General features: G+C 49.7%; 14 protein-coding genes and 1 pseudogene. 13 read left to right on the top strand and 2 right to left on the bottom strand.

From position 1 onward, the window contains the following. Positions 1 to 65 precede the first annotated feature (65 nt). The 3 genes from ACM5Q9_RS11805 (at position 66) to ACM5Q9_RS11795 (ending at position 2243) form a co-directional block, all read left to right on the top strand. Entirely contained in the window at positions 66 to 548 is a 483-nt protein-coding gene (locus tag ACM5Q9_RS11805) for a GNAT family N-acetyltransferase (protein ID WP_418144943.1), read from the top strand. 188 nt (positions 549 to 736) lie between these two features. Next, entirely contained in the window at positions 737 to 946 is a 210-nt protein-coding gene (locus ACM5Q9_RS11800; protein ID WP_246587317.1) for a cold-shock protein, read from the top strand. A gap of 205 nt (positions 947 to 1151) precedes the next feature. Next, entirely contained in the window at positions 1152 to 2243 is a 1092-nt protein-coding gene (locus ACM5Q9_RS11795; RefSeq protein WP_418144942.1) for an HNH endonuclease, read from the top strand. A gap of 17 nt (positions 2244 to 2260) precedes the next feature. Here the strand turns inward: ACM5Q9_RS11795 and ACM5Q9_RS11790 are convergent, their stop codons facing one another. Further along, positions 2261 to 3025: an IclR family transcriptional regulator domain-containing protein gene (locus ACM5Q9_RS11790; RefSeq protein ID WP_418144941.1), complete on the bottom strand. Its 765-nt coding sequence runs from the start codon at positions 3023 to 3025 to the stop codon at positions 2261 to 2263. 167 nt (positions 3026 to 3192) lie between these two features. Here ACM5Q9_RS11790 and ACM5Q9_RS11785 point away from each other — a divergent pair, with 167 nt between their 5' ends. The 9 genes from ACM5Q9_RS11785 to ACM5Q9_RS11745 all read left to right on the top strand — a co-directional run bounded on the left by ACM5Q9_RS11785 (position 3193) and on the right by ACM5Q9_RS11745 (position 12131). Next, the gene (locus tag ACM5Q9_RS11785) at positions 3193 to 4875 is read left to right on the top strand and encodes an FAD-dependent monooxygenase (protein WP_418144940.1); all 1683 of its coding nucleotides are present in this window, start codon (positions 3193 to 3195) and stop codon (positions 4873 to 4875) included. 23 nt (positions 4876 to 4898) lie between these two features. After that, positions 4899 to 5084 carry a hypothetical protein gene (locus ACM5Q9_RS11780; RefSeq protein WP_418144939.1) on the top strand — a complete coding sequence of 62 codons (186 nt, stop codon included), beginning with the start codon at positions 4899 to 4901 and terminating at the stop codon, positions 5082 to 5084. After that, positions 5081 to 6718, top strand: a complete 1638-nt coding sequence (locus ACM5Q9_RS11775) for an AMP-binding protein (RefSeq protein ID WP_418144938.1) — start codon at positions 5081 to 5083, stop codon at positions 6716 to 6718. The genes ACM5Q9_RS11780 and ACM5Q9_RS11775 overlap by 4 nt, the downstream gene beginning before the upstream one ends. 6 nt (positions 6719 to 6724) lie before the next feature. Next, a complete protein-coding gene (locus tag ACM5Q9_RS11770; RefSeq protein ID WP_418144937.1) occupies positions 6725 to 7129 on the top strand; it encodes a Zn-ribbon domain-containing OB-fold protein in 405 nt (134 codons plus the stop codon). Beyond that, a complete protein-coding gene (locus ACM5Q9_RS11765) occupies positions 7126 to 8307 on the top strand; it encodes a thiolase family protein (protein WP_418144936.1) in 1182 nt (393 codons plus the stop codon). The genes ACM5Q9_RS11770 and ACM5Q9_RS11765 overlap by 4 nt, the downstream gene beginning before the upstream one ends. A gap of 7 nt (positions 8308 to 8314) precedes the next feature. Beyond that, on the top strand, positions 8315 to 9412 hold the full coding sequence (locus ACM5Q9_RS11760; protein WP_418144935.1) for an NADH:flavin oxidoreductase/NADH oxidase: 1098 nt from the start codon (positions 8315 to 8317) through the stop codon (positions 9410 to 9412). Positions 9413 to 9424: 12 nt separating this feature from the next. Continuing rightward, positions 9425 to 10045, top strand: coding sequence for an NIPSNAP family protein (locus ACM5Q9_RS11755; RefSeq protein ID WP_418144934.1), 621 nt, complete (start codon positions 9425 to 9427; stop codon positions 10043 to 10045). A 41-nt stretch (positions 10046 to 10086) separates the two neighbouring features. Beyond that, complete coding sequence (locus tag ACM5Q9_RS11750) at positions 10087 to 11085, top strand: Bug family tripartite tricarboxylate transporter substrate binding protein (RefSeq protein ID WP_418144933.1); 999 nt, start codon at positions 10087 to 10089, stop codon at positions 11083 to 11085. 68 nt (positions 11086 to 11153) lie between these two features. Next, entirely contained in the window at positions 11154 to 12131 is a 978-nt protein-coding gene (locus ACM5Q9_RS11745) for a Bug family tripartite tricarboxylate transporter substrate binding protein (protein WP_418144932.1), read from the top strand. A 9-nt stretch (positions 12132 to 12140) separates the two neighbouring features. On the opposite strand, the pseudogene ACM5Q9_RS11740 reads toward ACM5Q9_RS11745, so the two are convergent. Continuing rightward, a pseudogene (locus tag ACM5Q9_RS11740) lies at positions 12141 to 12230 on the bottom strand (helix-turn-helix domain-containing protein); the annotation flags it as partial. 352 nt (positions 12231 to 12582) lie between these two features. On the opposite strand from ACM5Q9_RS11740, the gene ACM5Q9_RS11735 reads away from it, so the two are divergent. Next, positions 12583 to 12816: a hypothetical protein gene (locus tag ACM5Q9_RS11735; RefSeq protein ID WP_418144931.1), complete on the top strand. Its 234-nt coding sequence runs from the start codon at positions 12583 to 12585 to the stop codon at positions 12814 to 12816. Positions 12817 to 13392 lie beyond the last annotated feature (576 nt).

Below are 13392 nucleotides of genomic sequence, written 5' to 3'. Positions count from 1 at the left end.
GCGCTATAAATTCGAGTGTCTTGGCAAGTCGGTGGATCACCAATAAAAAGAAAGGAGAGCAGTAATTGGCTGTTGAAATTGTGGAAATCCAACCGGCACACGATGAGGTCATTTGCAACATCATCAAAACGGTTGGTTCAGAGTTCGGCGCAATCGGTGACGGTTTTGGTCCCTCTGATGCGGAAGTGCTGGAAATGAGTGCGCATTATGACGATCAACGCGGCAGCTTGTATCTGGTGGCCCTGTTGGATGGACGCATTGTGGGGGGTGGTGGTATTGCCCCTTTCAACGGCAGTAGCCAGATATGCGAATTGCGAAAACTGTTTCTTTTAAAAGAAGCCCGTGGCTTGGGTATTGGCAAGGAATTGGTGAGTAGATGTTTGAGTTATGCAAGCCAAAAGGGGTACAAGGAATGTTATCTTGATACCTTGTCTGGTATGAAATCGGCTATAGCCTTATATGAAAAACTAGGGTTTCATCATCTTGACTGCCCATTGGACGGAACCGTTCATGGCGGGTGCGATGTTTGGATGTTGAAGAAATTTTAGCCACCACCCGTAGGGCGTGTTGTGGGGGTGTTCAAAAACGATGGCATGTCTCACTAGTAGTTAATGTGCGAAGTCAAACTGAATTGCAGCAGATAGATGTGTCATTTTGAAACAGAGCTATCTATTGTTGAGGTAAACGACGAGAATGGGTCGAGGGATATTTTTCCCTAGTACATTTAGGACTTACATTGAAGACAGAAACCGGTATTGTGAAGTGGTTCAACAACGATAAGGGCTTCGGCTTTATCATGCCTGAGTTTGGCGGCAAGGATCTCTTCGCACACTACAGCGAAATTCAAGGCACTGGCCACAAATCTCTTGAAGAGAATCAACGTGTGTCATTCGTGACAGGTCAAGGGCAAAAAGGCCCTTGCGCTACCCAGATCCAAGTGATCTGAATGCGCGTGTGCTGAAAATACTCAGCATACCTGCAGTGATAAAAGCGGAATCCTTTGAAACATTGGGTTCCGTTTTTTTATTTCTACGTATTTCCCACAACAGCCCAAAATGTCCTTAAAATCAATATAACCCTTTTCTATCAATTTCAACTTCCATGTGACGTTGAGCAATGGTCGAATATTGTTGATCAGTTATGGACATTTCATGCTTGCAGATATTTCGATTCCCACGCCACAAGAACAATTAAAATTCCTGAAGCGAATTCAGCAAATACTGCAATCAGGCAGTTTTACATCGACTTATAAATTTGCCTTGCTGATTAGCCTGTCAAGACTTGCCATCGAGCAGGGCAAAGATACCGGGGAAGGGCTGGCACTGGATTATCTGGATATTGCAGAAAAATTCATTGATTTGTATTGGTGGCAGGTCAGGCCATATGAGTTTAATCAGCAAGAATCTTTTGTGCTGCAACAAAGTACTGGCCCACAGGCCAGCATCGTCAATTTGGTTCTGTCTGCACAACAACAGTTTAAAACCCTGGCATCAGCCAGGCAAAGCACCGCTTATTGGTTGAAACTGAAAAAATCGGTTGCTGCTATCGTCAAGAAAATGCCGGTGGTGTATTTGCAAAACCTGAATGGCCAAAGCATTGAGTTTTTATATCATTTGGAAGAATCGAAACATCATTTACGGTTACTGCCCAAGGTAATGTATTGCCTAAGGCAGTTTGGCGATATTATTGAAGAGCTTTGCCAAAAGTGCTGGGTGGATTTTGTTCGGGAAAACAAGAAGAACCTGCCTGTCCTGGATGGCTTGCCCGATCTGAATACCTTTCTTTTTGCACCTAGCCGCAACCAATTACGTAAAGTGGCTGACTTCTTGGTTGATTTACAGCAGTGCCGCTGTTTTTATTGTAATAAACCACTCAAGAATGAAAAAATCGCGGTGGACCATTTCATTCCCTGGTCTTTATATTCAGCTGATACCGGCCACAATTTTGTCTTGGCAGACAATACGTGTAATTCGCAAAAAAGCAATTTCCTGGCTTCCGGGCAATTTTTACAGAAATGGCTGGAACGTAATTACCAGCATGATTCACTGATTACCACCGAGCTGGCAAGGCAGGGGTTTTTGACGGATCTCAAGCGTTCTCACCACGTTGCTTATTGGGCCTATCAACAGGCAATCGATAATAATTACCTGCTTTGGGATGGCGGGAAAAATGCCCGTTTTGCTTCGGGGATGGAATTGGATAATCTATCTTCAGCCCAACTTTTTTGCACTCCGAAAAAATAGTTCAAGCTTTAATTTTCTCACAACCCACTACGCATTTTTTCAGCCGCATCAAGCAATAAAGGTAAAAACTCAGTGGTCATCCGTTTAACCGAAATACGGCTGAGCATGGCGCTTACGTTCATGGCGGCAATCGCACGTCCTTCACGGTTCCTGATTGGCACGGCCAGTGAGACGCGGCCTTCATATACCTGGTCTACCGGCATGGCGTAGCCTTGTTCCCTGATCTTTTTCAGGGTGTTGCGGATCGAAACAGGGTCTACGTCCGTGTATTTGGTCAGCTTGCGCAGTTCTGCTTTGGCAAAAAATTCATCCAGTTGTTTTTCATTCAGGTCGGCTAGCAACACTTGGCCCATGGCGTTGATGAAGGCTGGCATGCGCATGCCGACCTGTACCGGAATGGTGTACACATGCGAGGGCGGGATGCGGGCAATGTAAACCACATCGGTGCCATCCATCACACTCATGGCACATGATTCATCTATTTTCTCAACAATGCTGGTCATGAAAGGCTGGGCCAGCTCCGACAGGGGGATAGAGGACAGATATGCATAGCCCAGGTCCAGGACCTTGGGCAGCAGGCGGAATTTGTTATCTTCCATGCCCACATAGCCGATAGCTTCCAGGGTAAGTAAAAAGCGCCGAGCTGTCCCGCGCGCCAATCCGGTGCGAGTCGCGACTTCATTTAACGATAGGCGGTCAGCGCCTTTTTCAAAACAACGTATAACACTCAAGCCCCGTGCAAAAGCGGTTACAAAATCCGGGTGATCCTCATTGATGCTCATTATTTACCTGCTTGTTGGTTGGTCTTTCCGTTAGGGCCCATGAATCGGAAAAGTGTAACGGAATCATAAACATTATAAAACCAGATTGACCTTATAAGTCTTCATCGATATAATTTTAACCATTATACGGCTAAACGTCCGTCATACGGTCAAAACGGAGGAGACAAATGAAAGTTGAAAAACCCGGTTTCTTTAAATGGGAACATTACCCGTCAGTAACACCGCCAGAATTGCAACAAGCCCAAGTTGGCGTGCATCCTGTTGTGGTGGTAGGGGCTGGCCCGGTTGGCCTGACGTTGGCCCTGACGCTGGCGCAACAGGATATTCCGGTTGTGGTGCTTGAAACCAAAGATCACTTGTCGGACAGCAGCAGGACGCTGGCAGTAGCCAGGCGCAGTGTGCAGGTAATGGATCGTTTGGGTGTAAGTGGCGCTTTCCGTGAAAAAGCCATTACCCGCGATAGAAATTATGTCTATCATGGCCGGCAATTGATCCATAGTGCCCCCTATGAACAGTCGGTAGCTGAAAAGCACCCTGATATCAGTGTGCTGCAGCAACCCTGGACGGAAAAGGTCTTGTTGGATGCCGTGCTGGAAAATGCCCGGATTGACTTGCGCTGGTTGAATGCAGTCAAAGAAGTGCATTTTGATGATAATGATCAGCCTGTTCTAACCGTTACTGCACCAGAAGGGGAGTATTTGCTGAAGGCGCAATATGTGATTGCGGCAGATGGTGCCCGTGGACAGGTGCGGCGCAGTCTGGGCCTGGCTTATGAGGAAATTGGCGACGGTGTCTTGCAGCGCAATTTCATTATTTGTGATTTCGAATTGCCTTCTGATTTACCGATTGCCCGCCGTTTATGGATTTCACCACCTTACAAGCCAAATTCTGCAGTCATTTTGCATCGTCAGCCGTTTAATACATGGCGCTTGGATTATGCGCTGGATGATGGTGAAGATATCGAAGAGGCCATGAGGCCTGAAGTGGTTGCGCGCAATGTACGGCAACAGCTGCAGTTGATGGATATCCCCGATTCGGAAGAATTCAAACTGGTGTGGATTTCATCTTATCGCCCCATGTCCAGAAGTTTGCCATGCTATCGCCAAAAGTCAGTGTTTTTTGTGGGTGATGCCGCCCATCAAACCCCTATTTTTGGTGGCCGTGGCATGAACCAGGGCATGCTTGATGCGGCCAATCTGGGCTGGAAGCTGGGTATGGTGATGAACGGGGTGGCTAATCCTGATTTGCTGGATTCATACGATACCGAGCGTCGTCCGCTGATTATCCAGAACCTGAAGGATATCGGGTTGGCCACACTTTGCATGACAGCGCCCACCCGTGGTGCCTCCCTGATGCGTCAGGCCGCTTTTGATCTGTTGCCCACCGAGCGCTTTGTGCTGGATCTGGTGGATGCCTTCAATGCCAACAAGTCTGAATGCCTGTTTGCCGATCAGGTTAACGAGGCCGGGCACACGGCCTTACCCGGTTACCCTCTGCCGGATTGCCGACTGGAGCAGGGTGCTCAAACGATTTATTTGCACGATCTGCTCAAGCCCCATGGGTTTACCAGTCTTTATTTCTCGGTCAATGGCCAGTTGCCTGAAGGACTGAAATCCGAGACAGATAAGTTGCAGGCAACTTTTCCCCGTTATTTCCGGCACGAAACGGTCGCATTGGATACAGCACCCGCCAACACGCCTAAAGTGGCTTATCTGCAAGAAGGTGAAAGACTGGGTCTGCAGGAAGGTACATGGTTGCTGGTTCGCCCTGATGGTTACATTCAGGCCAGATCGGAAAAACCGCTTGGACAGGACATTAATCAGGCCCTGCATGTGGCCCTGGGTAACTAGCAATAAAAAAGGAGACATCAAACATGGAATTGCAACGCTCATTTCGCGCGGTAACCGAAGCGCTTGACCAGATTCCGGAAGCTGAAACAGAAGGTTTCCTGGCGAGACTGGTTCTTATTCTTGCCAATGAACTGGCCGATGCGGACCGGGTTGAAATTGCAGTACAGCGTGCCCTGGCGCCTGTAAAAACAAAGGAGAAAGAACAATGAGTCTTGGAGACCGCTGGGCTGGACATCATATTCAGCAATTAACCACACCAAAAGTATTGGCTGAACGTGCCCAGTCAATGGGCGACAAGGTATTCCTGAATTATTTGCCCGATGGCCGGCAACTGACTTACCGGGATATTGATCTGATGTCCAACCAGCTGGCGCATGGCCTGGCCAAGCGTGGTATTGCTCATGGTACACACGTGGCCTGCCTGATGGATAATAGTCCTGAACAGTTACTGACTTACTTTGCCCTGGGCAAACTGGGTGCGGTGGCGGTGCCTTTGAATACGGGCAGTCGTGGTCAGTCCCTGCAGTATTTGCTGTCCCATTCCGATGCGGAGGCACTGGTCGTTGACGATGCTTTATGGAGCAATTATGCCGAGGTGGCAGCAGAACTGGACAATATCAGGCAGATTGTTTGTCTGGGGGCTGACAAGGCGCAGATTGCAACCAGAAAAACAGACATTGACGTGGTGGATTTTGCGGATCTGTATGAGGCAGATCAAAGTTTGCCTGAGGCAACCGTGTCATTCAATGACCCCTCATACATTATTTACACCTCGGGTACGACCGGTCCATCCAAAGGCGTGATTCTGACGCAGGCACAGTGTTTTCTGTGGGGCCTGAGCCATGCGCAGGCATTTGGTCAACGCCCTGATGATATTGCCTATATCTGTCTACCCATGTTCCACACCAATGCCTTGCAGGGGGCAACTTATAACGCCATCATGGTGGGGGCCTCCATTGCCTTGCAAAAGCGTTTCTCCGCTTCCAGGTTCTGGCAGGATATTCGCGCATGCGGTGCGACCCTGACCAATCTGCTGGGTTCCATGATTAATATTTTATGGAGCCAGCCCCGTGATCCGGCGGATGCGGACAACCGTTTGCGGATGTGCATGTCGGCACCGATTCCCGATTTTGGCCTTGAGTTTGAAAAACGTTTCGGGTTGCGCTTTATTCAAAGTTACAGCCTGACCGATTTCGGTCCTTCGCATGCCTACAGCCTGGTTGAACCACTGGCTAAATTGGGTTCATGTGGCAAGGCCCGTGCGGGCATCGAGGCACGCATCGTTGACGAGAACGATTTTGAGCTTGAGCCCGGACAGCGTGGTGAACTGGTGCTGCGCCATACCATGCCGTGGGCCCATTCCCAGGGTTACTACAAAATGCCCGAAGCAACCGTCAAGGCCTGGCGCAATGGCTGGTTCCACACCGGTGACGTGGGCGTGATTGATGAAGATGGATATTTCTGGTTCCTTGACCGCACCAAAGATGCCATTCGTCGTCGCGGTGAAAATATTTCCGCTTACGAAGTTGAAAAAGTCATTATGTCCCATGAGGCCATTCGTGATGTGGCGGTTTTTGCGGTCAAGTCGGAGATGTCTGAAGATGAAGTCGCTGCGGCCATCACGGTAAAAGACCAGGTTGAGTTGGACCATGCCGAGCTGATTCGTTATTGCCAGTCCCAGATGGCCTATTACATGGTTCCCCGCTATCTGGTCGTGATGCAGGACTTGCCCAGAAACTCCAGCCAGAAAGTCGAGAAGTTCAAGCTTCGCGATTGGGCCAACGAGGATCTTGAACGTTTGTGGGACCGTGAAAAAGCGGGTATCGTGGTCAAAAGAGGATAACAAGGCATGTTTGAAAAAATTCCTGCACTGGATCCGGATAATAGCGCCTTTTGGACTAGTGGCAAAAACAATGAATTGCGCATCTGCCATTGTCCCCAATGCCAGACTTACCAGCATCCGCCCTTGCCGGTATGCCCGCAATGCGGTCATCAGGAAGTGGAATATAAACCGGTTTCAGGCAAGGCGGAAGTCGTTAGCTTTACCGTGAACTGGCAACCCTGGGCACCCAACCAGAAAGTCCCGTTTGTATTGGCCGTCGTGGAGTTGGCCGAGCAAAAAGGCTTATGGTTGATGACCAATATCGTTGACTGTGAGCCCGAAGAGGTCAGCATTGGCATGAAGGTTTCCGTCCGGTTTGAAAATCAGGATGATATCTGGTTACCCGTTTTCCGGCCCGAGGTGAGCGCATGATGAATTATGCAGAAAAACAAGTCGCCATTCGTGGGATCGGGCAGTCGGCCGTGAGTCGCCCTGCCAAGGAAAGTGCCTTGCGTTTGACCGTGGATGCCTGCCTGGCCGCGATTGCGGATGCGGGTCTGAAACCGTCTGATATTGACGGGGTCATGTCGTATCCCGGTGCCGCTGACAACGCAACCGGGTTCTCTCCGGTGGGTGTGCATGATGTTCGCCTGGCCCTGGGTTTGCAGCCAACCTGGTATTGTTCCACCGCGCTGGAGTCAGCCGGGCAGATGAGTGCGTTTTTTGTTGCCATTCAGGCCCTGGCGGCGCGCACGGTTAAAAACGTTTTGCTGTTCCGTACCACTGGTGAGGCATCGGCCCGGGCCCGTGCAAAAGGTGCCATGGCCTGGGGAGGCAGTGACCGTCAGGTGTTTGGCATGTGGCAGTATGCCGTGCCATACGGATCGGTTTCACCCGCTCCCTGGTATGCCATGTATGCCACCCGTTACATGCATGAATTCGGCCTGACACCCGAGCAGCTGGGTTCGGTTGCGGTTCATGCCAGAAAAATGGCCGGGCTTAATCCCAATGCCATTTACCGCGATCCGATTACCATTGAGGACTATTTGGCCTCCCGCATGATTACCACGCCATTGCGTATGTTTGATTGTGACGTGCCGGTTGACGGTTCGACCGCTTTTGTGTTGTCACGATGTGATGAAGCCGGTGACGGACCTAATCCGCTGATCCGGATTGAAGCCATAGGCAGCCGATTTGAAACAGGCGGCTTGCGACAGCCAACCGATATGACGTCGTTTGGTGCCGAAGCCGCCGCAAACATGATGTGGTCCCGTACCGATCTGAAACCCAAAGATGTGGACGTCGCCCAAATTTATGACGGGTTCAGTATTTTAACCCTGCACTGGCTCGAGGCACTTGGATTTTGCGGCAAAGGAGAGGCCGGTGCTTTTGTGGAAAAGGGTGAACGGATTGGACTGGATGGGGAATTGCCCATGAACACCAGCGGTGGCCAGCTGTCTGCCGGCAGGTTGCATGGTTTTGGGCATACCTATGAAGCCTGTCTGCAGTTATTGGGCCGTGGTGGTGCCCGGCAGGTGGATGCGCCGGAAGTGGCGGTGACATGCAATGGTGCCTACGGCCTGGGCTGCATGCTTTTGACAAAGGGATAAACATAATATGACAAGCAAGTTATTTACACCTTACCCGCTAAGGGGACTTACGCTGAAAAACCGCTTGGTTATTTCACCCATGTGCCAATATAGTGCCATGAATGGTAACGCAAGTGATTGGCACACCATCCATATTGGCAGTTTGTTGACCTCGGGTGCCGGTTTATTCATGCTAGAGGCCACTGCGGTTGAAGCTCGGGGCCGCATTACGTCCGATTGCCTGGGTTTGTGGAGTGATGAAAACGCGGATGCGTTGCACGCTGTTTTGCAATCAGTTCGCAAGTACAGTTCAATGCCGGTTGGCGTTCAGCTTTGCCATGCCGGCAGAAAGGCATCCGCTCACAAGCCATTTGTGGGTAGAGGGCCGTTGAAGGCCGATGAGGGGGCATGGCCTGTGATTGGGCCTAGTCCGATTCCCTTTGCTGAGGGCTGGCAAACACCGCAGGCCATGAGTCGTGATGATATGGATGCCGTGATCGCCGCTTTTGTATCTGCAGCCCAAAGAGCGGACAAAATTGGCATAGATGTCATTGAGTTGCACGCGGCTCATGGATATTTGATGAGTTCATTTTTATGCCCGCTGGCTAATCATCGGGATGATGAGTACGGTGGCAGCCTTGAAAACCGCATGCGTTTTCCACTAGAGGTCTTTGAGGCCGTGCGCAAGGTTTGGCCGGCAGAAAAGCCATTGGGCGTGCGTTGCAACGGTACTGACTGGCATGAAGAAGGCATCAATGCAGACGAAGCCGTCGCTTTTGCCCGGGCATTGCATCAACGGGGTTGTGATTTTATTGATGTTTCCAGTGGCGGCAATGCTTATGTCAAAGTGCCTATTGGACCTGGTTACCAGGTTCCCTACGCCGAGCGCATCAAGAAGGAAGTGGGCATTAGCACTATTGCGGTTGGTCTGATCAATATGGCCAACCAGGCTGAGGCGATTGTGGCAGAAGAGCAGGCCGACTTGGTTGCGGTAGGCAGGGCTGTGTTGAATAACCCGCATTGGCCATGGCAGGTTGCCGAGGAGCTGGACGGTAGTGTTGAAGTCCCTTGGCAATATTACCGGGCCGCTACCAAAAAAGGGGTACCTCCCCCTTATGCACGCTAGGAGAAGACCGTCATGATCAGCAGTCAGTTTTATGAGTTGCGTTTATATCAGGTGGAACGCGGGCGAATGCCTGACATGGTAGCGCGCAGGAAAGATGCGCTGCAAACATTGTTTCAACGCCATGGTATTGCACCGTTGGGCAATTGGTATACCAGCATGGGGCGTAACTCACCATTCTTTGTTTACCTGATGCGATGGCCGGATTGGGAAACACGACAAAAAGCCTGGGCCGGCTTTTATAGCGACCCGGAATGGTGGGCAGCCCGCGAAAGCACCAATGCAGGCAGTGAGCTGGTGGAGCGTTACGAGTTGAATTTTCTCAAGGAAATTCATCCCTGGGTGGCACACCCGGATGTTTCACGTTTAACGCTTGAACTGCATATTACAAAGATTGACATTGGCCGCAGTGCAGCGGCCGAGGCATTGGTCAAGAATGATTTGAATACCCGGCTGGCGACCCATGGTGGCCAGGTATTGGGGGCATTTGAATATTTGACGGGTGATGACTTGCCAAGGGCAGCACTGTTTGTGGGTTGGGATAACGCCACACAAGCCGAGGTAATGCAGCATTTGCTTGAAACCGCACCACTAAATCGCAGTGATCGTTACCGCCTCACACACATTCCGTTGTAACGATTGAATTATTACTGCGCCATATTAACAAAGGAGACAACATGATGAAACAGACATTGAAAAAAAGCATACTTGGATTTGGCAAGGCCATGCTTTGTACCGCAGCACTGGTACAGGCAGGCCCTGTGATGGCCAGCAGTTATCCAGAGGAACCCATACAATGGGTGGTACCCTACGCACCAGGAGCGGCCTCTGATACCCTGGCACGCAGAGTTGCCAAGGATCTTGGTGATGAACTGAAAAAATCAATTGTGGTTGAAAACCAGCCGGGGGCGGGTACGGTTAATGCCGCCAGAAAACTCAAGCGTGCCAATCCAAACGGTTATAACGTCATGAATGCGGACATTTCAACCCTGGCACTGAACCCGATATTGATGAAAGACCCGGGCTACACCGCCGATGATTTCACTATGGTCAGCATGCTTGCCCGCCTGCCACTGGTGCTGGTGGTTCGCCCCGACTTGCCGGTAGAAAGCGTTTCCGAGCTGATTGAATATGCCAAGGCCAATCCTGACAAACTGAACTATGCTTCTGCCGGTTTGGGAAGCCCCCATCACATGGGCATGGAATTGCTGATGCAGCAAACCGGTTCATCCATGACCCATTTGCCCTTTAACGGTGCATCGCCTGGCTTGATGGAGTTGCTGGCAGGCAGGGTGGATCTTATGTTCGGCTCCGTGGGTTCGGTCGCCAGCTATTTAAAGAGCGGAAAGTTGAAGGCACTGGGTATTTCATCGGAAGAAAGCTTCCCGGGTTTAGAAGGCGTCAAGCCTTTGCATGAGCTGGATCCACGGCTTGACGATTATGAAATGTATGCCTGGCAAGGCTTGGTTACACCGGCAGGCCTGTCGGACGAGATCCGTGACAAACTGAATGCCAGCCTGAAGACGGTTCTGGAAAAACCGGAGCTGATCGAGGACTTTACCAAACTGGGTCTTGAGGCCAAATGGTCCACCGCTGAAGACTTCAAGGATTATGTACACGACCAAGGTCAAATCTGGAAAAAACTGATCGAGGAAAAAGGTCTGTCACGCAATTAAACCACTTATGTGGTGACAGGTTTTGTGTTTGTCCCAGCCTTGGTGCTGGGATTTTTCGGAGTATTTGAATGAGAATCGGAAAATTTTTTCTGTCCGTCATGGCGTGTGTGAGTTTTGCCGGTGTGATGGCGACGAGTGCCAGTGGCAGTCTGTCTTATCCGAACAGGACGGTGAATGTGATTGTTGGTTTTGGAGCGGGTGGCGCTTCGGACATTCTTGCCCGGGTGCTGGCATCCGAGTTGCAGCAGGACTGGGGCCAATCTGTCGTGGTGGATAACAAGGCAGGTGCTTCAGGCATTATTGGGACCAGCTTTGTGGCCAAGTCCAAACCCGATGGTTATACCCTGCAATTGCTGGCAGGCAACCATACCATTAATCCTGCACTACGCAACAATCTACCGTTTGATTCCGTGAAGGATGTCACGCCCATTATGCTTGTGGCGTCTGCGCCCAATATGTTGATTGTCAGGGCTGATTCGGATTTCAAGTCGTTGGAGGATTATATTGCTGCCGCGAAATCACGCCCTGAAACGGTCAGTTATGCCACTTCAGGTATTGGCACCACGGTGCATCTGGCCGGTGAAAAATTTGCCAATATGGCCGGCATCAAGCTTAACCATATTCCCTATAAAGGTTCTGCCCAGTCGGTTAATGCCGTGTTGTCCGGTGAAGTGGACTCTGCCTGGGTAGCTTTGAATTCAAGTCTTTCATTCGTAAAGTCAGGTGATGTACGTGTATTGGGGATTGCCAGTAAAGAACGTTCGGATTTTCTACCCGATGTGCCTGTTTTGAAAGAGCAGGGCATTGATATGGAAAGCAATAACTGGCTGGCGGTATCTGGCCCGGGCAACATGGCCGATGACATCGTGGTGAAAATTCAATCCGACCTGCAGCGGGTGCTGGAAAAACCGGCTTTTTTGCAACGTCTTTCTGAACTGGGCCTGGCGCCGATTGGGATGGAGCAAGGAGAGTTTGCCCGCCTGATTCAGGACGAAATTAATGATTACCGTCAAACGGTTGAAAGCGCAGGCATTAAACCGGAGTAACAGAAAACATTAAAGTTCTCGCAACACTTCCGGATGCCGGATAGCCAGCGCTAACAAGGTTTGTGCGGCACCGGATGGTTTGCACCTACCTTGTTCCCAGACTAGTAAATCGTTGTCGGTAATGACCCTGCGATCGGAACTGTCGATGATTACGTCTGTAATTTTGCATTTGTCTCCGTCCTCATCCACCACTAAAACATCCCAGTCGCCTTCGCTAACATCAGACAGGGTCAGGGAGTCGCCGTTTTCCAGTACGTCATCGCCCAGATAGTCTTCACCCCAGTTTTTTGAAAATAAAAGTAAAAAAATTCGAATTGTAGGGGATGGGCAAATTCCAGACGAATATTATTTGATTTAACGCAAACAAAGTTAAGTTATACTATTGACGCGCACTGAATTTTGCGCTTCTGGAGATGTTGTTCAAAAAAAATAGGTTCAAGGAGGAGATATCATGGCCTATGTACGTATTTTGCCTGAAGTTAAAAAAACGGGGTTCAATTTCAAAGATTATTTGGAGTCGGTGAAGTCACGACTTGAGTCGCTCATTAATAAGGTGCATTTTGAGCATTTGCCTGAATTAATGGCCTTGGTTCGCGAAGTTTTGGGTATTAATCATGTCAACCATTTGGGCAGATTGCAGAAAATAGACCGGGAAATTACATCCCGCTCCTGGCGTTATCGTTAATAACGGTTCGTGCTGAGTGCTGTGGACGCGCTGGCTTTCTGGTTGCTGTTGTGCCCGGCCGGATGAAGGTGCTAGACAGATTGACGGCGCATCCGAACAACCGGATTGATAAACTATTACCACATAACTTGTCGCCTGCTACGTCCAAATAAAATCACAATGGCCGCTTACGCGGCCAAGTCAATGTGTGTTGACTGAACGCTTACCCTCTTTCGGTTGACGTGATTGCATAACACCTGCACTTTCGCATGTTTATGCTGTCACAGGGGGAGTCCAGTCCATTGCTTACACTAAAGAACGTATTAACTTGAAAAAATTATTACGATAAAATTTATTTTAGAATTTAAAGTTATTAATAAATAATTAAATAGACCTTAGTAATTTGCGTACGCGATCTTAAAATCCTTATTTAGATTTCTTATTAAGATTGTGTTTTTTATGCTTCCTTCATTTAGGTTCTTGCGAAGAACCTTCCCCCTCATTATCCTGCTTTTTGTTTGGCAATTTCTAGTAAAGCAATATGATTTTGGAGATGGTTTTATTCCTGCTCCTACCGATGTGCTTTCTGCTTTATAT

Source organism: Advenella sp. RU8 (assembly GCF_048381675.1).
Classification (GTDB): domain Bacteria; phylum Pseudomonadota; class Gammaproteobacteria; order Burkholderiales; family Burkholderiaceae_B; genus Advenella.
This window is presented reverse-complemented; position numbering and strand designations above follow the sequence as displayed.